Origin of the sequence: Rhodococcus cerastii (assembly GCF_033042195.1) — a bacterium.
GTDB lineage: Bacteria > Actinomycetota > Actinomycetes > Mycobacteriales > Mycobacteriaceae > Rhodococcoides.
This window is the reverse complement of the sequence record NZ_JAWLKF010000001.1, coordinates 132,960-153,575: the sequence shown is the minus strand read 5'-3', so window position 1 is coordinate 153,575 and position 20,616 is coordinate 132,960. Positions and strand designations below refer to the sequence as shown.

Below are 20,616 nucleotides of genomic sequence, written 5' to 3'. Positions count from 1 at the left end.
CGACGCACGCGGCCGTGGCCGGTTGCGCCGACCCCGAGTGCCTACTTCTTCTTGACGGCCGTGGTGATGATGTCGTTGCTGGTGTCACCACTCGATTTGGCCCGCTTGTCTGCGCGCTTGTCCTTGAGCGATTTGCCGGATTTCTTGGTCATCGTGTTGCGGGGCGATTTGTCCGACATGGCAGTAACCCATCTATCGGGGAACCTGAACGGTCCCCAGACCACGAACGCTACGCCTAAACACCCTCACCGTGGTCTGCAACAGCCACCGGTCAGTCCGCCTGCTCCACTCACATCAACGCAGCGGCGCGCTCGGCGAACATGATCGCCGTCGCATGCGGGCCGCGGCTGGGCACCACCGGGAACGCCGAAGTATCGATCACGAAGACTCCGTCCACTCCCCGCACGCGACAGTGATCGTCGAGCACCGACCCCGGATCCGACTCGGGACCCATCCTGGCGCTACCGGACAGGTGCAACGACGTGCCCAGTGCCGCGAAAGGGTCGTCGGTCGCAGGGACTTCAGCGCAGGCCATGGACGGCGATGCGATCAGATCTCGCACCAGTGCGACGCCACCTCGCATCGCCTGCCGATCACCCTCCGATTCGAGATAGCGGTAGCGCACGTCCGGAGCCTCGAACGGATCCGTGCTGCGCAGCGCGATGCTCCCTCGCGCCGTCGAGCGCATGAGGCCGACACCGAACACGTGGGGACCCGCGGGGAGCCCGGAAATGAGTCGGTCGAATCTTCCGGTGTAGGGCCTGATCTCCACGTCGCCCGCATGCAGCACCGCTTCCAGAGCACGAGATGCCGTCGGGAATTCGTTCGTCGTGACGACGGGAACGGCAACCTCGGGATGGTCACTGAAACCCTGGCCGACTCCCGGACTGTCGGCGATGACCGAAATGCCCAGCGCAGCAGAGCTTTCCGACGGTCCTATGCCGGATCGAAGCAGCAGGGCAGGAGTATGCACCGCGCCGGCCGAGATGACAACGGTATCGGACTCGACGACACTGCGTACACCGTCGGCGATGATCTCGACCCCGATCACCTTGCTTCCCTTGAACATCAACGACGCGACCGTCGTATTCCCCTGTACCCGTAGGTTCTTCCTTCCGACGACCGGCAACAGATATGCCAGAGCGGCACTTACGCGGACCCCGTCGCGGATGTTCGAGGGCACAACGCCGACTCCCCCCACGGCCGCGTCGGGAGCGTTCAGATCATCATGGAATCGAAAGCCAGCGTTCGTAGCGGCCTCTACGAATGCCGCCGTCACGGGATGTCGGTCCTGCACGTGAGTGCGCGAGACCGGCATCGGTCCGTGGGAACCGTGCCACCGACCGGTCGCCTCGACATCGAGATCGGTTTCGGAGGCGATGTAGAACGGCAACACCTGATCGAACGACCACACCGACTGCGGCCAGGCGTCGAAGTCGCCCGGCGTGGCGCGGATGAAGTAACCGCCGTTCACTGCGCCGGAGCCCCCCAGCACCCGGCCTCGCGCGATCGTCCGAGACATGTCCGACGCGAGTTCGGCCGTGTAGGTTCCCACCCATTCGCTCCCCGGGCCGATGGGAAGCGTCGACGCGTCGAGCAAAGCCGCCGGAACATCGGCGACGCCGGAGAACGCAGGCCCGGCTTCGAGCAACAGCACCGACCGATCCGGATTCTCACTGAGCCTCGACGCAACGACGCAGCCGCAGGAGCCGCCTCCCACGACGATGACGTCCGCGTGCCCGATTCCGATCACACCGTCTGCGGGGCGGGCCCGGCTCGCACCGCGTCAGCCGTCCAGGCGGGGCTTGAGCGCGTCGATACTGCGCGCGGACAGTGCACCGCGCCACAGGCCTGCGCCGTACGCAACATCATCGGCACGTTTGTAGAACGCATACCGCACAGGGTCGAGGCCGCCGAGTTCCCGATGCTTGTACCAATCCGAAAACGCCTCTGCAACAGCCAATCCCAGCGCTATTCTACGAATACGACTCGACAGCAGCACGGCGAGCAGGGTGATCGGCCAATAGTGTCGACACAGGGCCGACGCCAACTGCCACAACCCCGCCACGAAACCCTCGGCAGCGAGAATGGCCGCGATCCGCGTGGGCTGATCCAGACCGACGAACATCTTGCGCAGGCGAACGATCGTGACACCGAGCGTGGCGGCGGCACCGACGAGTCCGATCCTCGTCAGACTCGCGGCGAGCAGACACGCGACCAACGTCCACGGCGACATTGCGATGGGCGGCACCATTCCCGGATGACGTGCCGACAACGGGGTGGCACCGGTCCCGTAGAACAGCTTGCGGGCGAACCACTCGACGAAGGTGACGCGATGCTCGTGCGCGACGTGAGCGACCGGTTCGTAGCGCAGTCGCCAACCCGCCTCCTGCAGCCGCCAGCACAGATCCACGTCCTCGGCCACGTGCATCGACTCGTCGAATCCCTCGCAGTCCATCGCCACCGACCGACGAATCAGCATTGCCGCACTGGGCACGTAGGAGACCGAGCTGCCTGCGCGTACCGCTGCTTCCCTGCGACCGAGATCGAGGGACGAGCGCGCGTGTTCGTACCTGGCCAAGGCGCTGCCCTCGGGCTCCAGCGCGACGATTCGGGGTGCCACCAGCGCCACGGCCGGATCCGAGAAGTGCCCCAGCATCACCTCGAGCCATCCCTTGCGCGGAACGACGTCCGAGTCCAAGAAAGCAACAAAATCTGTTGTGGCACATCGCAATCCCGCGTTTCGCGCCGCAGCGGGTCCGCGCGAGTGCTCGTGCCGGAGCACCGTCACGCTGCCCACACTCCACGAGACCCGCGGCACTGCGACCGGAACGTCCGACCCGTCGTCGACGATGATGACGTGCAGACCGTGGAGTGCTGCGATCAAGCGCTCCAACCCGGCCTCGTTGTTCTTGAGCGGTACGACCACGGTGACGTCGCTCGGCGACGGAATCGACATCGGGCGCGGGTTCCCGACACCCGAGTCGAGCAGTTTGCGAGCGACGAGAGCGGACTGCGAGTCGGTCACTTCGATGAAACCGTCACCGATCATCGCCGCTGCCGTCGGTGCGAGCTTGAGCATGCGTGTCGGTGAACCACCGATCAGGACTCGTCCTTCGGAGAATGTGCGTACGCGTGGATCGACTCGCACCCCGAAGCCGTCAGGCAACCGACCTTCACCCATCAGGAGATCGTAAGCGGACGAGACGCCGAAGTGTCGGCCACCCGTGAAATCGGACGGAACATACCCATGCCCCGTTTTTCCGGAATCGTCGGACGGCCCCTCAGCAGGCATTCCATCGAGCTCGTTCATGTGATCACTCCGTGCTCGGAGGGACTCCATCTCTGCACAGCATCGCCGGCGCGGGTGCAGAGCTGCTCGAACATCCGACGCCCCTCCTCCGGATCGGCCCCGGTGGGATCACCGAGCACCCCGTTCGCGGTGATCGGTGCCATGCCGTCGACGCGAAGCGCAGGCAACAGATCGGCGATGTCGGCGACATTGCCCACCTCGGCCTTGCTCATGTTCACCACCTCGGGCGAAAGGTGCAGCAGCAACGACGTTTCGGTGCGCCCGGCGTGAGCATCTGCTCCCGGTATCGCGCACGGAAACCACACGACGTCGCGGCCCTCGTAGCGCAGCAGCAGTACGGCAGAGCGCACGGTGGGGCCGTTGCCTCCGTGTCCGTTGACGAACACCACTCGCTCGGCCCAGCGGCACGCGGAACGCCCGTACTCCACCAGAACCGATTCGAGAGCTGCGGCCCCGATCGAGACGGTGCCGGGAAATCCCTCGTGCTCGCCACTGGCTCCGTACGCGATCGCGGGGGCCACGAGAGCATCCGCGATGGTGTGCGCCACGGCGGTTGCGATACGAGTGTCGGTATCGAGCGGGAGGTGCGGACCGTGCTGCTCGATCGAGCCGACCGGCACCACCAGGGTGCGAGACCCGTCCAGGTCCGGCCAGTACTGCGTACCGAGGGGGTCCGTGGCCATGAGTGCAGATGCTATCGGATGGAACGAGGACGTCACGCCGCCGAAACACTGCGACGATAATCTTCGATTCGTGCCACCCCGTCGCCGATCCGTATTGCTCTCGCAATTGTCGATATCGGCACCCGGCGGCCCGCAACCGACAATTCTGCAAGAGTTACGCCGAGTCATTCTTGCCGGCGATGCGCCGCCGAATACGCCGATTCCACTCAATGAAGTAGCGGAACTCTTCGGGGTGAGCAGAATTCCGGTGCGCGAATCCCTCAAGACACTCATCGGCGAGGGACTGGTCGATCATCGACCGAATCTGGGCTACACGGTTGCGCAGTTGACCGCAGCCGAACTTCGCGAAATGTACATCGTGCGAGAGGTATTGGAGACGGCTGCACTACCGTCCGCGGTCGAGCTCGCCACCGAGGCCGACCGGGCCCATATCGTCGAGATCAATCGTCAACTCGAGGCCTCGCTGGCCCAGGACGACTCGCGAGAATATCACCGCCTCTCGCGTGAGTTCCACCTGTCCCTGACCCGTCCGTCCCGCATGCATCGATTGCTGCACATGCTCGAATCCGCCTGGAACATCACCGAACCCGTGCAACCCATGGTGCATGTCGCCGGGTCGGACAGGGCGTCGCTGCACAGCGATCACGCCGAAATGCTCGCGGCATTTCTGGCCGGCGATTCCGCGGGCTTGCTGCGCGCCGCGCAGCATCACCACACGCGTCTCAATTCGGTCATTTCGACGCTGTCGAACGATCATGGGTTGTTCGCCGATCCGTCGTCGGAATAGGGCCACAGGAACGACCGGAAAAGATACGGGAGTGGAGCCTGCAGGAACGACCGGAAAAGATACGGGAGTGGAGCCTGCAGGAACGACCGAAAAGATATATCGCTCTCGTCACGAGTGCGCAACACTTCGCCGCTAACTTTTCCTCATTCGCTCGTTCACCTCCTTCGTTCGTCTCATACGCCATGCCGTCAGGAGCATCGATGACAGATACAGCGCACGGTCCCGCTCAAACGGGAGATCTCGTGGAAGCCGCGGGCCACCCCGTCGGTGGTGGACTGATCAAGGACAGCTATGACCCGCGGCTGACCAACGAGGATCTCGCTCCGCTGAAGAAGCAGACCTGGACTTCGTACAACCTCTTCGCCTTCTGGATGTCGGACGTGCACTCGGTCGGCGGTTACGTGACGGCGGGCAGCCTGTTCGCGCTCGGGCTGGCCAGTTGGCAGGTGCTGATCGCGTTGCTCGTCGGCATCACGATCGTCTACTTCTTCTGCAATCTGGTCGCCAAGCCGAGCCAGGTGACGGGGGTTCCGTATCCGGTCATCTGTCGCAGCGTGTTCGGAGTGCTCGGTGCCAACATCCCGGCGATCATCCGTGGCCTGATCGCGGTGGCCTGGTACGGCATCCAGACATTCTTGGCATCGGCTGCCCTCGACATCGTGCTGATCAAGCTGTTCCCGTCTCTGGCTCCGTACGCCGTCACCGCGGACTACGGTTTCGCCGGACTGTCGCTGCTCGGTTGGGCGAGTTTCCTGTTCCTCTGGGTCGTTCAGGCTGCGGTGTTCTGGCGCGGGATGGAGTCGATCCGCAAGTTCATCGACTTCTGCGGCCCTGCCGTCTACGTCGTCATGTTCATGCTGTGCGGCTACCTGATCTGGAAAGCCGGCTGGGGCGCAATCGATCTCACCCTCGGCGATGTCGAGTACACCGGCTTCAGCGCCGTTCCCGTCATGCTGGGAGCCATTGCGCTCGTCGTCTCGTACTTCTCCGGTCCGATGCTCAACTTCGGTGACTTCTCTCGATACGGAAAGTCCTACGCTGCCGTCAAGAAGGGCAACTTCCTCGGTCTGCCCGTCAACTTCCTGGTGTTCTCCATCCTCGTTGTCGTCACCGCCTCGCTGACTCTGCCGGTGTTCGGCGAGCTGATCACCGACCCTGTCGAGACGGTCGCCCGCATCGACAGCACCTTCGCCATCGTCCTCGGTGCCCTCACCTTCGCCATCGCAACGGTCGGCATCAACATCGTCGCCAACTTCATCGCTCCGGCGTTCGACTTCTCCAACGTCAGCCCGCAACGCATCAGCTGGCGCGCCGGTGGCATGATCGCCGCAGTCGGTTCGGTACTGATCACCCCGTGGAACCTGTACAACAATCCCGAGGTCATCCACCTGACGCTCGAGACCCTCGGCGCGTTCATCGGGCCTCTGTTCGGAATCCTGATCGCCGACTACTACCTGATCCGTAAGCAGCACGTGGCGGTCGACGAACTCTTCTCGATGTCCAAGACCGGCCTGTACTGGTACTCGAAGGGCTACAACCCGGCGGCGGTGTACGCGACCGTCGCGGGCGCAGCGGTGGCGATGTTCACCGTGCTGTTCAACGGAGCCGTCGACGGCCTGGAGATCGCTGGTATGTCCACGGCGTCGAAGTACAGCTGGTTCATCGGCTGCGGCATCGGATTCGCCACGTACTACTTCCTTGCGACGCGAACCAAGCTGGCTGTCACCAACTTCGACGTTCCAGCGAAGGCATAGGATCTCTTCCGTGCTCATCAAGGTCATCAATCCGAACACCACCAGTTCGATGACCGCAACGATCGGTGACTGTGCCCGGGCCGTGGTCGGCCCGGGCACGGTCGTCGACGCGGTCAGCCCCGCGATGGGGCCAGTTTCGATCGAAAGCCATGTCGACGAAGCCCTCAGCGTCCCAGGAATTCTCGCCGAGATCGCCAGTGGCGAGGCCGAGGGGGTCGACGGCTACGTCATCGCCTGCTTCGGTGATCCCGGCATCGACGCGGCTCGCGAACTCGCGGCCGGGCCGGTCATCGGTATCGCCGAGGCGGCCATGCACGCCGCGAGCTTCCTGGGCCGAGGCTTCAGCGTCGTCACCACACTCGGACGCACCGTCGGGCGTGCCCAGGATCTGGCGAACCACTACGGCTTCGGACGCCACTGCCTCGGCATCCACGCGTGCGACCTGCCGGTCCTCGATCTCGAGACGGACCCCGACGCCCGCAAGATCGTCACCGAGGCGTGTCGCATCGCCGTGGAGACGGACGGTAGCGATGCCGTGGTCCTCGGATGTGCGGGGATGGCCGATCTGTGCCAACACATTTCGGCCGAGATCGGCGTACCGGTGGTCGACGGCGTCGCCGCGGGAACACTGTTCGTGCAGTCACTGATCTCGCTGGGACTGGGTACCGGAAAGCGCGGCGAATTCGCCGCCCCGCCGCCCAAGCGCTACACCGGGATGCTGGAGGGTTTCAGCCGACCGATCCCTGATCCTTAGCCCTGGCTCCGCGATCGATCAGGTCTCGCACAACTGCCGATACGGCACCCCGGGCAGATAGCGGGCCCATTCGGCCTCGGTGGCCACCGAGCCCCCGGATTCGCACAGGCGACTGCGGACTTCATCCGGCTCGGTGCGCCACACGCGGACATCGCGGCCCGTGCCGCCGCCGAAGAGCACCTGTCCGGCCGCGCCGAACACCGCGGTGTAGACACGCTGGCCGTACGCGGTGAGGGCGGCATACTCCTCGGGTGCGTAGCGGTCGCCCACGTTCCACAGCCACAGCGTCGATCCCCCGTCACCGGCGGCCAGCCTCGTACCGGATGGATCGAACGAGAGCGACCAGATCGGGCTGGACGGCCCGACGATACGAGACAGGTGCTGTGGGTTGTCCGGATTCACCATGTCCCACAGTCGGATCGAGCGATCCGCACTCCCGGCGGCGAGGATTCGCCCCTCCGGTGAGATGGCCACGGCCTGGACGTCACTTCCGAAACCGCCCAACGTGGTCCTTCGACGCGGATCGGTGGGGTCGGCGATGTCCCACAGTTCGACCACGCCACCGACACTGGCGATGACGAGTACCGAACCGTCGGGCGACAGCGCCATACCCGCGGGGTAGTTACCCGCCTCCAGGGTCGACAACGCTCGCGGGGTCGTTGGGTCCGCCAGCGACCACAACGACACGTCGTTCGAGTTCTGGCCGGAGACGACCAGAAGCGATCCCGTTCCGTCGAAGACCAGCCCCGCAGTCAAGCTGGTCGTTGCCTCCCGAATGCCACCGAGGGCGACCGGATCGGTGAGATCGGTTGTGTCCCAGAGCTGAAATCCACCGGTGGTGGTACCCACAGCAGCACGGGTGCCGTCGGCGGTCAGTGCTACCGCCCCCGTCTGCTGGGCACCGTCGCCGATCACCAACGGTGCCGACGCCACCGGATGCTCCACATCCGTGACGTCCCAGACGATCGTGGCCGGGGCTCGGCTGCCGGCACCGACGAGCATCCGGGTGTCCGACGCACCGATGGGGTTCTGATAGATCGTGTCGCCGGCATCGACCAGGGCCGGTCCGGGAAGTGGCCAGATCCGCGTGATGCCATCGCCACTGGCCGTCACGATCGACGAGCGATCCGGTGAGAACGCGAGCGAAGTGACCTGGACCGGGCCGGGCAGCGTCCGTTGCAGCGTTCCCGAGGCGGCGTCCCACACCTTCGTGGTGTTGTCCGAACTCGCCGCAGCGATCAACACCCCGTCCCCGCTGAACGCGACGTCGTTGACGTAACTGGTGAATCCAGTCAACGCCGGTAGTGCAGTCAGCCGACCGCCGTCGACCGCCCAGCGTAGAACCTCGCGACCGGTGGTACCCGCGATCAACGTGGTGCCGTCGGGAGAGAATGCCAGCTGTAGCGCGGTGTAGCTCGACCCGTCCGAGGGGACGTCGAGCAGTGGAACGGACTGGGCTGCAGCAGGAACGGCCAGCCGGGTCGCGTCCCACAATCTCATCGCACGTCCCGGACCCGCCGTCACCAGGAACCGGCCGTCCGGGCTGAACTCCGTTGCCGTCGACGAACCGGGTTGAGAGACTCCACCTATCGTGCGCGGCGCGGTGGGTTCTGCAACGTCGAGGAGAGGCAGTGTGTCATCTTGGGTTCCGACGAGGAGCAGCCGGCCGTCGGGAGAGTACGACAGGCTACTGACGCCAGTTGCGTCGATGCGCGACAACAACATCGGTGCCGACGGGTTCGCCACATCCCACAGCTCGACGCCGTACGATCCTCCCACAGCGAGCACGCTCCCCTGCGGATCGAAAATCAACACCCGGGCGTCACGCAAGACAATTTCACCGAGCTTCGCGTGCCCGTCTGCGAGCGACCACATCCGCACGTGTCCGTCGGAACCGGCTGTCGCCACGATGTTTCCGCGCGGGTCGACCGCGGTCACCGCCCCGCCCTCCACTCCGAGCAGCCGCGCAGGAGTATGGATCGCGGACGAGTCGAGCAGTGACGATCGCGCCTCCGTCGTGCGGTCCACCTCGTACGACGCCAACGCGAAATATGCCGCCAGCCCGGGATCTTGACTCCTCAATTGCTCTGCGACACCGGCGATCTGACGTGAGACAGCCTCTGCCTCCGCGCGCTCGGCCTCGACCCGTCGGTTGTTCGCGTCCGACCGAGCAACGAACGCGGTCACTGCCAGTGTCACAGCCAGTACGGTCAGCAGCGCGAGTGCAGTGACGAGCGTTTCGAGGGTGCGTCGCCGACGTCGGTCGCTTCGGTTCTGTTGCTCGATTCGGTTCGCACTCGCGTCGAGGTAGCGCCTCTCCACCGAGTTGAGATCTCGCCGACGTACCGGACCGAGGGATTCCTGCACCAGCGCCAACCTCGATTCCGGCAGCAACGAACCGTCGTCGCGATCGTTGTTCTCCCACAGTTCTGCGGCCTGGGTGAGTCGACGGTGCTCGACGAGCCACTGACGATCGTCGTCGAGCCACTCGCGCAGCCGCTGCCACGCCGTCAGCAACGCCTCGTGGGTGATCTGGACGGTCTCTTCTCCGACGGTCAGCAGTCTGCGTGCGGCAAACCGTTCGACGACGATGTCGACGTCGGTGACCGCGACCGCGTTCTCGTCTCCGTTGAACAGCTCCACGCGATCGACGCGGCGACGAGTGACGACCTCGTCGTCGAGATTGACCAACCGCATGAAGATGCGCCGTGTCTCGCGCTGCTGTTCGACGGTCAAAGCCGAGAACACTTCCTCGGCGCTCTGCCCCACGGCACCGCCGATCCCGCCGGTTGCGAGGTAGTCCGAGACAGTCAACGTTCTGCCGCTCGACACCTGCCACGTGGTGAGCAGGGCATGGGACAGCAGCGGCAGGGCACCGGAGTCGTGGGCGAACTGCGATCCGCGTGGACCCAATTCGCCGACCAAGACCTGCACGAGGGCGGCCTCGACGGAGACACCCGCCTTCGCGGCAGGCGACACGATGACCTCCCGCAGTTGTGACTCGGTGAGACGTCCGACAACCACCGGGTTGTCGGACAGGCCGGCGAGCAGCGCGTCCTCGGACACGGCGTTCTGGTAGAAATCCGCCCGCAGTCCGACCACGAGAACCGACCCCGCGCTCGGCAACGCCGCTGCCGCACGCAGAAAGTTCTCGCGCTCGAGCGGTGTCGCCAGTGTCCACAACTCCTCGGCCTGATCGAGGACGAGAACCGATCCCGGCGCAAAGGATTCGGCTCGCTCGGGGAAGGCACGAATATCGCCGACGCCGGAATGGACTTCCGAACCGGTAAATCTCGATGCCAGCCCGGCACGCAGGAGCGAGGACTTACCGGAGCCCGAAGCACCGACGACGAACACGATGCCTCCACCGGAGCCGAGGGCTTCCCGGACGCGCGTGCTCAGACGCTCGATCACGTCGTCACGTCCGAAGAACCACTCTGCATCGGCCGGCTCGAACGCCTCGAGACCCTTGTACGGAGGGTCGCCCTTCACCAGATCGACGGTCCGCCTGCCCGGGATCGACCGCACCCTCGACACCGCGTCCCACCACAGGGCGCGCTCGTCCTCGTCGGCGACGCCGCATGCGATCAGTACGGCAGCGAACATTTCGGCGCTGGCTTTGGTCGGGACGTGATGTCCGGAGAACCAGCCACTGATGGTGCCGTGCAAGCCACCGGAACGCTCGACGATCTCTCGGACCGTGGCACCCGCCTCGGTCCGGATCGCACGCAATGCTGCCGCGAATTCCGTGCGGTCCGTGATCGACGAAGGATCCGGACGGTCGATGGTCATGAGCGAGAACTATAGAACCGGGAAAACCTCGAAAGAGGCACTCGAGCGTCGCGCTGAGCTGCACGAACAGCAAATTGATGCGTTTGAATGACGCTCGTACGGAGTCCGTGGCCGTCCGTATTGACCTTGTACGGACATGCTCGTTCAGCTGGATCCGCGACGAAGTCCAGTCGACGATGGACGGTGTGGTCGGGGCAGAAGGACACTCCAGGGGGGAAATTTTCGTGCTCGAACGAACGCTGGCATCGGCAGTGCATCACCCGTTCCGAAGGCCGGCACAGCGGGGACCCGGTGCAGTCCCGACACCGCTCGAAGCTCGCCACCGCAAGCCTGCGTTGAGCGCCCGCGAGATCGAGGTCATGCTCGCCTGGTTCGCCTCCGACTCGAAAACGGTCGCAGCTCGGTCCGTCTACATCTCGGTGGGCACGATCAACACCCACATCACCCGCATCCGGCAGAAATACGCGGCGGTGGGACGCAGCGCGCCGACGAAGGCCGCCCTGTTCGCTCGCGCATTACAGGACGGCCACACTCACCTGTCCGAATGGTGACTGTCGATCCTTCTCCCTGTGGCGGCCGTCCACGTCGAATCGGCCCCTCGGTTCTGGATCCCGGCCTCCGATCGGCGTCGGTTATCCCAGACCGGGGAGCTGATTCGACGGCGTGAAGTCAGGCGGCACGAGGAGATCCGACGGTGACAGTTCGTGGACCGACGTGCGACCGAGACCGAGTACGGCGGAGTCCAGGCCGCCGCGCAGGATGTCGAGGACGTTCTCCACTCCGGCCTGACCGTTCGCCGCCAGACCCCACAGGTATGCGCGTCCGATCAGCACTGCCCGCGCACCGAGCGCGAGTGCCTTCGCGACGTCACTTCCTCGACGCACACCACCGTCGAGGGTGATCTCGACCTGAGCACCCACGGCCTCGGCGATGGACGGAAGCACCCTGATCGATGCCGGGGAACCGTCGAGATTGTTGCCACCGTGATTGGACACCGAAACTGCGGTCACGCCTGCGTCCACGGCCCGCAGTGCGTCGTCGACCCGCGAGATGCCCTTGAGCATGAACGGCCCGTCCCACTGCTCGCGCAACCACGCGATGTCGTCCCACGTGGGCAGCGGGGTGGATTTCCACTCCCTGTACGCAGCGAAGAACGTCGGCGCAGGCCCACCGGGCGGCGCGAGGTTCGGGGCAGTCAGATCAGGGAACGCGCCCGACCGCGCCCACTGCGTCAGCCACCGTGGCCGACACAGCGCTTCCGGTGCGAACCGGATCATCGCCCTCGGATCGAGGCGTTCGGGAATCACCGGGCTACCCCAGTCACGGCCCTCCGAGAACGACCAGTCCATCGTCAGAATCAGCCCGACCGCGCCGGCATCACGTCCACGATGAATCATGTGCAGCAACAACTCTCGTGAACCGGCCCAGTGCAGCTGAAAGAACGTCCGTGGGTTCGCGGCCACGACCTCTTCGATCGGTTTGCTCGCGAACAGCGACAACCCCATCGAAATACCCCGCGCCGCTGCAGCTCTGGCGACGGCGACCTCACCGTCCGGGTGTACCGCCTGCACACCCGTCGGGGAGATCATCACGGGAAACGAAAGAGACTGTCCCATCAGTGTTGTCGACAACTCACGGGTGTCCGACAGCCCTGCCACGTGTGGGGCGAACCCGAGTTCGGCGAACGCGGCGGTGTTGTCGCGACTGGTCAGCCCCTGTTCGGACCCTGCTACCAGCGCCGAGTACACCGACGGCGGTAGACGTTTCCGGGCTCGCCGCTGCGCTTCTGCAACGGTCTCGAACCACACGCTGGTGCTCAGACGCCGAGCTTCCGGTCGAACCCGGGCGGCATCACCACATCCGACGGCGAGAGATCGTGTACCGAGGTGTGTCCGAGTCCGAGGACGGCGGAATCGACTCCGCCGCGCAGAATGTCGAGCACGTTCTCCACCCCGGCCTGACCGCCGGCCGACAGACCCCACAGGTACGCCCGCCCGATGAGCACCGCACGCGCACCGAGTGCCAGCGCCTTCACCACGTCGCTGCCGCGTCGGATTCCGCCGTCGAGGGTGATCTCGATCTGATCGCCGACGGCTTCGGCGATCGCAGGCAACGCCCGGATCGGTGCCGGGGTGCCGTCGAGATTGTTGCCGCCGTGATTGGAGACGGAAATAGCAGTCACGCCCGCGTCGACGGCTCGTTTGGCGTCATCGACCCGCATCACTCCCTTGAGCATGAACGGCCCACCCCACTGCTCACGCAGCCACGCCACGTCCTCCCACGTCGGCAACGGGGTGCCCATCCATTCCCCGTACGCACCGAAGAACGTCGGCGCAGGACCGCCGGTGGGTGGCGTCAGGTTCGGGGTCGTCAGGTCGGGAATCTTGCCGGTCTTGGCGAACTCCCACAACCACTTCGGTCGCATGATGCCCTCGGGGGCGAACTGCACCATTGCCTTGAGGTCCATCTTCTCCGGAATCGACGGGCTGCCCCAATCGCGGCCGTTCGAGAACGACCAGTCCAGGGTCATGATCAATCCGACGGCTCCCGCGGCGCGCGCCCGCTCCATCCGCTGCAGCAAGATCTCACGCGAGCCCACCCAGTACATCTGGAAGAACGTCTGCGGATTCGCCGCAGCGACCTCCTCGACGGACTTGCTGGCGAACGAGGACAATCCGATCGGAATACCCCGCGCTGCAGCAGCTCTCGCAACAGCAACCTCCCCGTCGGGATGAACCGCCTGGACACCCGTCGGGGAGATCATCACCGGGAACGACAGGGGTTGCCCCATCACCGTCGTCGACAGGTCCCGCTTGTCGGACAGTCCGGCAACGTGCGGGGCGAACCCCAGTTCGCCGAATGCTGCCATGTTGTCGTCGATCGTCAACCCGCGTTCGGACCCCGCCACGAGTGCGGCGTACACGGACTTCGGTAGACGTTTCTTCGCTCGCCGCTGCGCTTCGGCAACGGTTTCGAACCACGCACTCTTGGCCATCAGTGTTCCTGTTCCATTCCTGCGAGCGGGTTCTCGTCGCAGATCTTCGCCGGGGGACGCATCATCAGCGTCAGCGGCACCGACTTTCGTGGGGTCTTGCGCTGCCCGGTACGGGAATGGTCGACGCTGGACTTGGGGATCTCCCCCGCCGCCGCCAACGCCATTTCGCCGTTACCGATGACGCATTCGGGATCCGGACCGTCCATGGGCAGGCCAGTGAAGAATTTCGCCGCCATGCAGCCACCGCGGCACGCATCGAAATGAGCACACTTGGTGCATGCTCCCGAAGTCTGCGGAGACCTCAACTCCTGGAACAATTCGGAAGTCTGCCAGACGGATTGGAACCCGCCCATGCCGTCTTTGGCGTCTCGCACGATGTTGCCGGCGAGGAAGTTCTCGTGGATGGCGAAGGGGCATGCGTACACGTCGCCGATCGGGTCGATCAGACACACCACGCGCCCGGCACCACACAGGTTGAGTCCGGGCAGAGCATCACCGAATGCCGACAGATGGAAGAACGAATCACCGGTCAACACCCCCTCACCGTTCGCGACGAGCCAGTTGTAGAGCTCTCGCTGCTGCCCCGCAGTCGGATGCAGATCGTCCCAGACATCCGCGCCACGTCCCGACGGTCGAAGCCGCGTGATGCGTAGTGTCGCAGCGTATTTGTCGGCCAAGGCCTTGAAGTCGTCGAGCTGAGAAACGTTGTGCCGGGTGACGACCACCGAGATCTTCGCGTCCCGGAAGCCCGCCTCCTTCAGATTCTCCAACGCCCGGCAGGCCATGTCGAACGAGCCCGGCCCGCGGACCGCATCGTTGACCTCTGCCGTAGCGCCGTCGATGGAGATCTGCACATCCACGTAATCCGACGCAGCCAAACGCGCCGCGACCTTCTTGTCGATCTTGACCCCGTTGGTGGAGAACTTCACCCCCACCTGATGCGCAGTCGCATAGTCGACGAGCTCCCAGAAGTCCGACCGCACCGTCGGCTCACCGCCACCGATGTTGACGTAGAACACCTGCATCTTCTGCAGCTCGTCGATGATCGACTTGCACTGCTCGGTACTGAGTTCGCGCGGGTCACGGCGACCCGACGAGGACAGGCAGTGCACGCAGGAAAGGTTGCAGGCGTAGGTCAACTCCCACGTCAGACAGATGGGGGCGTCGAGTCCGAGTTCGAATTGATCGACCAGTTTTCCTACCGGAGCTGGTCTTTCGAGGGTGGAGGTCATGGGCGGAAGTCCTCTTCTGCGATAGGTCAGGGCTTTACGGGCGAGTGATCATGTTCGAGCGGGCCAGCGTCGCGAGTGCCGTCACATACGGCGCCGACTGCGACTCGGTGATGCCCGCAGCCGCAATCGCCGACCGCATATCCGGGTGGTCGGGCAGCGATTCGATGATCGCCACGATCGTGCGGTTCTTCAGGAACGAGAGCTTGCGAGTTCCGAAGTGGTAGAGCAGCGCCCCGAACGACTCCGGCCGCAACGCCACCTGCGGATGCAGAATCCACCGCACATCCAGGTCCAACTCGTCGAGGTCCTCGCGCACCGCAGTGGTCATGATCAGTACACGCCGCACATGCCGTCGATGGATACTTCCTCGACCAACGACTCTTCGACCAGATCGGATTCGACGACTGCCGTATCGACTACAGCGTTCTCGTTGTTCTTCGACATCGGAAACCTCCTGAGGTTGTTCGGACCACAATCGGAGTCGACAGTGGCTTGGGTCACCAACATAATGACACTGAGTGCAGAAAACCAGAGAATGGAAAGAAGAAAATGGTCAGGAGCGCAAAACCGTCCAGTCAGCCAGGTAGGCGCCCGTCCACAACGCGGGGCGAGCTGAGCGATCTCGGAATCGAACTGTTCGCCGCCAAGGGATTCGAGGAGACCAGCGTCGACGACATAGCCGATGCCGCGGGCATCGCTCGACGCACGTTCTTTCGCTACTTCCCGTCCAAGAACGCAGTTCCCTGGGGCGATTTCGACGCTCAACTCACGGCATTGAGGACGCATCTGAACGACCTGCCCGGCAACGTCGGACTCGCGGACGGATTGCACTCGGCCCTGTTGCAGTTCAACACATTCCCCGAGGAAGAAGCAGCCGTTCACCGTCAGCGCATGGCACTCATCCTGGGAAATCCAGCACTGCAGAGCTACTCGATGGTGATGTACGAGGGCTGGCGTCAGGTCATCGCCGAATACGTGGCAGCTCGGACGAACTCCGACCCCGGCGACCATCTTCCGCGCACCGTCGGATGGATGCTCTTGGGGGTGGCGATCTCGGCGTACGAGCATTGGCTGATCGACGAGAACAACAGCCTTCCCGAGCTTCTGACGGCAGGAGCGTCGGTTCTCTTCACCGGTGTCGGTCCGCTTCGAGCGTCCGGCGGCACTGCCGAGAGCCGACTGGACGGAGAGCGCATCGAGTGAGCACTGGGAAAAAACTCCAAAGATACTTCGTGAAATCGGTGCCGCGAGACCCCTCGTCAGACGCTCGAGATGTCGGCCGCCAGCTCCCGAACTTCCTCGGAGAACCGACGTCGGCCGAGACCGGCCAGAACCGCATCCTCGGTGAGCCATGACGAGGCTGCCACTTCGAGCAGGGTAGTCAACGCAACAGCTGCGGCACCCTGCTTCGCTTTGGACGCGATACCGCTTCGAGTGCGCAGTTCGGCCGAGAACAGCGCCAACATCACCGAACGCACTTCTCTTCGCAGGGTTTCGATGGACAGACTCCAACCGGGCGATCGGGTGAAGTACACCAATGCGGCAGCACGGTGCTGATCCGTCCACTCGAGCAACGAAGAAATGATGTCACCCAGAGCAGCGTCCGGATCGGCCGCGATCTCTGCCCGAAGTTCGTCGAGGAGACCATCCGCGAACAAACGTAAACCCGCGAGCAGAACCTCGTCCTTCGACGGGTAGTGGTAATACACGGCCGCCGACGTCATCTGAGCCTCCGCGGCGATATCGGCCACGGTGACGTCCTCGATGGACCTGACCGAATACAGATGCATGGCGGCCTCGACCACTACTTCGCGCCGCGAGGGCCGATGCGCCGCACGCTTGGCCCCCTTGTCCGCCGGGGGCGTCACCGTCGATTTCGGCTTCACTGCCTTTGCTGCCATGACGGAGATCATGGCACCATGCACTGACCCAGGTGGCGAGGAGGACGCTGTGCCGCGACGAACCAGCAGCTCGACGTCCGAAGTCGACGAGAGTTCCGCGCTCGGAGCTGCAGTCGATGCTCCGATTGCGTCCGAGCCCGATGCCCAGCCCCCCAAGGGATCTGCCCACCGGCCCTCTCGCCGCCACCTCATCGTCCAGGCGGCGGTGCGTGTCTTCTCCCGCAAAGGTTTTGCGGAAACGTCCATTCAAGAGATCGCCGAAGCAGCGGGCATGGTTCCGACGGCGGTCTACTACCATTTCGCCGGCAAGGAAGAGCTGTTCGATACCGCGCTCGGATACGCGATGGATGCCAGTACCGCCGCAGCCCAGGCAGTTCGACCGGACGACACCGAGGCCGATTCCGCCGCGTTCAAGGAGGCCGTCGACGCCGTCTGGGACTGGACGGCAGAACACCCCGATGCGGCCCGGATGCTGTTTCTTCAGGTGGCCGGCGGTGCCACCCCTGGGACGCGCCTGCTGACCAAAGAGTACGAGGACAGGCACGTACGCCGCGCCTTCGACTACTTCCCCGACTCGGAGACACCGGCGGACAAGCGGTCGGCCGCGGCGCATCACGCCGCTCGGTCGCTGCGAGCACGCACGATGATCGCCACGACCATCGCCATCCAGCCCTTACGGATCGAGGGCGGGCCCTTGTCCCACATCGCGGTGGCGCGTCTTCGGTCGGCCACCACAGATGTGTGCGCGAAAATGATCGAGGGTCGCTGAAGCTCCGACGGACGTCCACCACCGTCGAGTAACTCGACCGAAACAACAGTCGAAACTCGGAGTGGACCTCCCTCATGCGTATCGCGTCTTTTTCGTGGACACTCCTTGGATCGTGACGCGTTCGCCGAGTTTCGGGAGTCGACACGAACTGACCTTCCGGGTAGGCAGTGGCCCGTCCGGCGCGTGGGGTCCACGTCCTCCGAACGGCCCGATCTGCTCTGGATCGGACCGTTCGCACACCGTCGTGTGGAACGCTCTACGGTGTGCGAAGGGATGGCTTCGCCGAGAGTCCGACGAACAGAATGGCTTTCGATGACCGAGTTGGATGCACTCGCACCGAGCCCGGATGGAGTCTGGGCTCACGAGAACGTGGTGGTTCGGCACCTCCCCGGACTGGAATTCGACGCGGCCCGAACAGGGTCGACCGTGCAGGTCTGCCACGGCCTGACGTCTGCGGGTATCGGTGAGCGCCTGGTTCCGATGGTCACCGCACACGCCCGCCATGTAGGTCTTTCGCAGCGCGAGTTCGAGTTGGTGTTGGTCGGGATCGTCCGCACCACGGTCGCCGATCCGGTCGACGCATGGGCCACCTATTACCGCAATTCGTTGGACGAGCTGCTCTCGGGCACCGCCGATTTCGCGCCTGTCCACGAACGGGCGGAGAACCTGATCGTCGGGTCGGTGCTCGACCTGGGTTCGTGTTTCGGCTTCTTTCCACTGCGGCTGGCGATGGAAGGCCACTCGGTGACTGCGACGGACCTGTCGGCCGGAACCATGCGGTTGCTCGCCACCGTGGCCCCACACCTCGGGGTCACGCTCGACACCGTGGTGTGCGACGCCGCGAATGTTCCCGTTGCCGACGGCAGTGCCGACACGGTGACTGCACTGCATCTCCTCGAGCACGTCGACGCCGAGACCGGCTCCCGCATAGTGGAAGAAGCGCTACGCATCGCGCGCACCCGTGTCGTTGTCGCCGTGCCCTTCGAGACCGAGACCACCGCCTGCCACGGACACGTCCGCACATTCGACGAGGCATCACTGGTCGAGCTCGGTCGGTCGTCGGGCCGCGCATTTCGGACCTTCGAGCACCACGGTGGGTGGCTCGTGATCGACAAGACCTCGACCCCCCAACTGGTCTGACAGGCCGCTGGGAGTACCACATCGCAATACCGACGTGGTGTCAGGATCGCAATGGATCCTGACACCACTGCGTCCGTCGACCTAGGCGTACTCGGGTACCGACAGTCGATTCTCCGCTGCACCGAGTGAGTCGAATCCGTCTGCCTTGAGCAGATTGTGGACGTTACGCCGTCGGACCCCCATGTTGCCGCCGTCGTAGACCGGGAAACACAGGACGTCCTCCATGATCGCGGCGATCGGTGTCAGGTTCGTGTACGCATCGACGCCGACGAGACGCATGGCGTCGTACACGACCTGCACGGCCGTCTCGGATGCGAAGATCTTTGCTTCGTTGGCCAATTCCCGATCCCGTCCGCCGGTGCGGTCGAAATGGTCGGCGGCCTTCCACGCGAAGTAGCGCACCGCCTCGATGCGAGTCTTGATGTCCACCAACATGTAGCCGGCGTTCTGATACTCGATGACGGGTACCGGACCGGAGCGGTGGTCGGTCTTGGCGAAGTGCAAAGAGTAGTCGAATGCAGCTCGCATCCTGCCCACGCACGCGGCAGCGATGGACGAGCAGGTCCAGGAGAACGCGGTGGCGACGATGTCCAACCCGTCGCCCGGCTTGCCGACGATGTTGCCGACCGGCACCCGCACGTCGCGAAATTCCACCCGCGGCGAATTGGTGGCGCGATGTCCGATGGTGTCGATCATGTCGGTGATCTCGACCCCGGGCGTTCCCTTCTCCACGACGATGACGGCGAGCGACTCCAACGGCGGCAGTGCAGGATCGGTACGGCAGACCACACTGATCAGGTCGGCACCCTGACCGTCCCAGCCCGAGGCATTGGTGGTGTAGTGCTTGGCACCGTTGATGACCCACTCGTCGCCCTCGCGACGCGCGAAGGTCCGAATTCCGACGGTCGGGTCCTCCGAGTCGTAATTGGCCCCGCCGGTCACCTCTGTGTAGGCGATCGCAGCCAATCGGGGTTCGCCGTCGCAGAACAACGGGAGCCACCGGTTCTTCTGCTCCTCGGTACCGAAATTGATGATCGGGTTGAGTCCCAATCCCGTGCCCAGCAACGCAGTCGGAGCGTTGATGTCGACCCGAGCGAGTTCCTCGGCTGCGAGCGCGAAGGTGAGATTGTCGAAGTACGCGCCGCCGTATTGGTCGGGAACCAGTCCCTTCACGAAGCCGAGACCGGCCAGCTGCTTGTAGACCGGCTGCAGCGCGTAGAAGCGATCCTCGGGGCGCGGTATGGAGGAAATAGCGGGCGCTACTTCGCTCAGAATGTCGTCTGCCACTTGCCGCGCCTGCATGCGCACTGCCATCTGCTCGGGGCTGAGCTCGAAACTCAGGGTCATGTGAGACTCCTCGATGTCTGTCCTGGTGGGGGTGAAGAACGGAATCGGGCGACGCTGCCCTACCCACCATGTTTCACGGCCCGACGCATCCCGGTCTTGTACCGGACTGCGCCGTCATCGGTACCGTTCTGCATTGTCGAACAAACAGT

19 protein-coding genes are annotated in these 20,616 nt (G+C 64.3%); 7 read left to right on the top strand and 12 right to left on the bottom strand.

Annotated elements, in window-relative coordinates:
• Nucleotides 1–41: 41 nt before the first annotated feature.
• The 4 genes from R3P93_RS00730 to mftE all read right to left on the bottom strand — a co-directional run bounded on the left by R3P93_RS00730 (nucleotide 42) and on the right by mftE (nucleotide 3,996).
• Complete coding sequence (locus R3P93_RS00730; protein WP_176460347.1) at nucleotides 42–179, bottom strand: hypothetical protein; 138 nt, start codon at nucleotides 177–179, stop codon at nucleotides 42–44.
• A 110-nt stretch (nucleotides 180–289) separates the two neighbouring features.
• Nucleotides 290–1,753: a mycofactocin dehydrogenase MftG gene (gene mftG / locus R3P93_RS00725; RefSeq protein ID WP_394855233.1), complete on the bottom strand. Its 1,464-nt coding sequence runs from the start codon at nucleotides 1,751–1,753 to the stop codon at nucleotides 290–292.
• Between the two features lie 33 nt (nucleotides 1,754–1,786).
• Complete coding sequence (gene mftF, locus R3P93_RS00720) at nucleotides 1,787–3,184, bottom strand: mycofactocin biosynthesis glycosyltransferase MftF (protein WP_317532467.1); 1,398 nt, start codon at nucleotides 3,182–3,184, stop codon at nucleotides 1,787–1,789.
• A 125-nt stretch (nucleotides 3,185–3,309) separates the two neighbouring features.
• Nucleotides 3,310–3,996: a mycofactocin biosynthesis peptidyl-dipeptidase MftE gene (gene mftE / locus R3P93_RS00715; protein ID WP_149405319.1), complete on the bottom strand. Its 687-nt coding sequence runs from the start codon at nucleotides 3,994–3,996 to the stop codon at nucleotides 3,310–3,312.
• A 70-nt stretch (nucleotides 3,997–4,066) separates the two neighbouring features.
• On the opposite strand from mftE, the gene R3P93_RS00710 reads away from it, so the two are divergent.
• The 3 genes from R3P93_RS00710 to R3P93_RS00700 all read left to right on the top strand — a co-directional run bounded on the left by R3P93_RS00710 (nucleotide 4,067) and on the right by R3P93_RS00700 (nucleotide 7,291).
• Nucleotides 4,067–4,783 (top strand): GntR family transcriptional regulator, encoded by a 717-nt coding sequence (locus tag R3P93_RS00710; RefSeq protein ID WP_300514642.1) that lies wholly within the window; start codon nucleotides 4,067–4,069, stop codon nucleotides 4,781–4,783.
• A 200-nt stretch (nucleotides 4,784–4,983) separates the two neighbouring features.
• Complete coding sequence (locus R3P93_RS00705; protein WP_300514567.1) at nucleotides 4,984–6,537, top strand: NCS1 family nucleobase:cation symporter-1; 1,554 nt, start codon at nucleotides 4,984–4,986, stop codon at nucleotides 6,535–6,537.
• A 10-nt stretch (nucleotides 6,538–6,547) separates the two neighbouring features.
• A complete protein-coding gene (locus R3P93_RS00700; protein WP_317532196.1) occupies nucleotides 6,548–7,291 on the top strand; it encodes an aspartate/glutamate racemase family protein in 744 nt (247 codons plus the stop codon).
• Nucleotides 7,292–7,309: 18 nt separating this feature from the next.
• Here the strand turns inward: R3P93_RS00700 and R3P93_RS00695 are convergent, their stop codons facing one another.
• Nucleotides 7,310–11,083, bottom strand: coding sequence for an NACHT and WD repeat domain-containing protein (locus R3P93_RS00695; RefSeq protein WP_317532195.1), 3,774 nt, complete (start codon nucleotides 11,081–11,083; stop codon nucleotides 7,310–7,312).
• Between the two features lie 224 nt (nucleotides 11,084–11,307).
• Here R3P93_RS00695 and R3P93_RS00690 point away from each other — a divergent pair, with 224 nt between their 5' ends.
• Nucleotides 11,308–11,634 carry a LuxR C-terminal-related transcriptional regulator gene (locus R3P93_RS00690; protein WP_317532194.1) on the top strand — a complete coding sequence of 109 codons (327 nt, stop codon included), beginning with the start codon at nucleotides 11,308–11,310 and terminating at the stop codon, nucleotides 11,632–11,634.
• 81 nt (nucleotides 11,635–11,715) lie between these two features.
• Here the strand turns inward: R3P93_RS00690 and mftD (R3P93_RS00685) are convergent, their stop codons facing one another.
• From mftD (R3P93_RS00685) to mftA, 5 genes are read right to left on the bottom strand one after another with little or no spacing between them, the layout of a single operon-like run.
• Nucleotides 11,716–12,903, bottom strand: a complete 1,188-nt coding sequence (gene mftD, locus R3P93_RS00685) for a pre-mycofactocin synthase MftD (RefSeq protein WP_317532466.1) — start codon at nucleotides 12,901–12,903, stop codon at nucleotides 11,716–11,718.
• A complete protein-coding gene (mftD, locus tag R3P93_RS00680) occupies nucleotides 12,900–14,078 on the bottom strand; it encodes a pre-mycofactocin synthase MftD (protein WP_269594349.1) in 1,179 nt (392 codons plus the stop codon). Before mftD (R3P93_RS00680) ends, mftD (R3P93_RS00685) begins: the two co-directional genes overlap by 4 nt.
• Nucleotides 14,078–15,310, bottom strand: coding sequence for a mycofactocin radical SAM maturase (gene mftC / locus R3P93_RS00675; protein WP_037188381.1), 1,233 nt, complete (start codon nucleotides 15,308–15,310; stop codon nucleotides 14,078–14,080). The genes mftD (R3P93_RS00680) and mftC overlap by 1 nt, the downstream gene beginning before the upstream one ends.
• A gap of 34 nt (nucleotides 15,311–15,344) precedes the next feature.
• The gene (gene mftB / locus R3P93_RS00670; RefSeq protein ID WP_068051521.1) at nucleotides 15,345–15,638 is read right to left on the bottom strand and encodes a mycofactocin biosynthesis chaperone MftB; all 294 of its coding nucleotides are present in this window, start codon (nucleotides 15,636–15,638) and stop codon (nucleotides 15,345–15,347) included.
• 2 nt (nucleotides 15,639–15,640) lie between these two features.
• On the bottom strand, nucleotides 15,641–15,754 hold the full coding sequence (gene mftA / locus R3P93_RS00665) for a mycofactocin precursor MftA (protein WP_094639111.1): 114 nt from the start codon (nucleotides 15,752–15,754) through the stop codon (nucleotides 15,641–15,643).
• Between the two features lie 105 nt (nucleotides 15,755–15,859).
• Between mftA and mftR the strand changes: the two genes are divergently transcribed.
• Nucleotides 15,860–16,513, top strand: a complete 654-nt coding sequence (mftR, locus tag R3P93_RS00660; RefSeq protein WP_269594348.1) for a mycofactocin system transcriptional regulator — start codon at nucleotides 15,860–15,862, stop codon at nucleotides 16,511–16,513.
• 56 nt (nucleotides 16,514–16,569) lie between these two features.
• Here mftR and R3P93_RS00655 read toward each other — a convergent pair whose 3' ends face one another.
• Nucleotides 16,570–17,211, bottom strand: a complete 642-nt coding sequence (locus R3P93_RS00655) for a TetR/AcrR family transcriptional regulator (protein WP_269594347.1) — start codon at nucleotides 17,209–17,211, stop codon at nucleotides 16,570–16,572.
• Nucleotides 17,212–17,260: 49 nt separating this feature from the next.
• On the opposite strand from R3P93_RS00655, the gene R3P93_RS00650 reads away from it, so the two are divergent.
• Together R3P93_RS00650 and mftM are read left to right on the top strand one after the other, a co-directional pair.
• Nucleotides 17,261–17,980 carry a TetR/AcrR family transcriptional regulator gene (locus tag R3P93_RS00650; protein ID WP_269594346.1) on the top strand — a complete coding sequence of 240 codons (720 nt, stop codon included), beginning with the start codon at nucleotides 17,261–17,263 and terminating at the stop codon, nucleotides 17,978–17,980.
• Nucleotides 17,981–18,292: 312 nt separating this feature from the next.
• Entirely contained in the window at nucleotides 18,293–19,120 is an 828-nt protein-coding gene (gene mftM / locus R3P93_RS00645) for a mycofactocin oligosaccharide methyltransferase MftM (protein WP_269594345.1), read from the top strand.
• A gap of 81 nt (nucleotides 19,121–19,201) precedes the next feature.
• Here the strand turns inward: mftM and R3P93_RS00640 are convergent, their stop codons facing one another.
• Nucleotides 19,202–20,467, bottom strand: coding sequence for an acyl-CoA dehydrogenase family protein (locus R3P93_RS00640; RefSeq protein WP_269594344.1), 1,266 nt, complete (start codon nucleotides 20,465–20,467; stop codon nucleotides 19,202–19,204).
• Nucleotides 20,468–20,616 lie beyond the last annotated feature (149 nt).

Bases quoted from the DNA above. Each gene is read 5' to 3' on its own strand.
- R3P93_RS00640 (WP_269594344.1), bottom strand. From the start codon at position 20,467: ATGACCCTGAGTTTCGAGCTCAGCCCCGAGCAGATGGCAGTGCGCATG.
- R3P93_RS00730 (WP_176460347.1), bottom strand. From the start codon at position 179: ATGTCGGACAAATCGCCCCGCAACACGATGACCAAGAAATCCGGCAAA.
- R3P93_RS00655 (WP_269594347.1), bottom strand. From the start codon at position 17,211: ATGGCAGCAAAGGCAGTGAAGCCGAAATCGACGGTGACGCCCCCGGCG.
- R3P93_RS00705 (WP_300514567.1), top strand. From the start codon at position 4,984: ATGACAGATACAGCGCACGGTCCCGCTCAAACGGGAGATCTCGTGGAA.
- mftR (WP_269594348.1), top strand. From the start codon at position 15,860: ATGGTCAGGAGCGCAAAACCGTCCAGTCAGCCAGGTAGGCGCCCGTCC.
- mftE (WP_149405319.1), bottom strand. From the start codon at position 3,996: ATGGCCACGGACCCCCTCGGTACGCAGTACTGGCCGGACCTGGACGGG.
- mftF (WP_317532467.1), bottom strand. From the start codon at position 3,184: ATGGGTGAAGGTCGGTTGCCTGACGGCTTCGGGGTGCGAGTCGATCCA.
- mftM (WP_269594345.1), top strand. From the start codon at position 18,293: ATGACCGAGTTGGATGCACTCGCACCGAGCCCGGATGGAGTCTGGGCT.
- R3P93_RS00695 (WP_317532195.1), bottom strand. From the start codon at position 11,083: ATGACCATCGACCGTCCGGATCCTTCGTCGATCACGGACCGCACGGAA.
- mftA (WP_094639111.1), bottom strand. From the start codon at position 15,754: ATGTCGAAGAACAACGAGAACGCTGTAGTCGATACGGCAGTCGTCGAA.
- mftC (WP_037188381.1), bottom strand. From the start codon at position 15,310: ATGACCTCCACCCTCGAAAGACCAGCTCCGGTAGGAAAACTGGTCGAT.
- mftD (WP_269594349.1), bottom strand. From the start codon at position 14,078: ATGGCCAAGAGTGCGTGGTTCGAAACCGTTGCCGAAGCGCAGCGGCGA.
- mftB (WP_068051521.1), bottom strand. From the start codon at position 15,638: ATGACCACTGCGGTGCGCGAGGACCTCGACGAGTTGGACCTGGATGTG.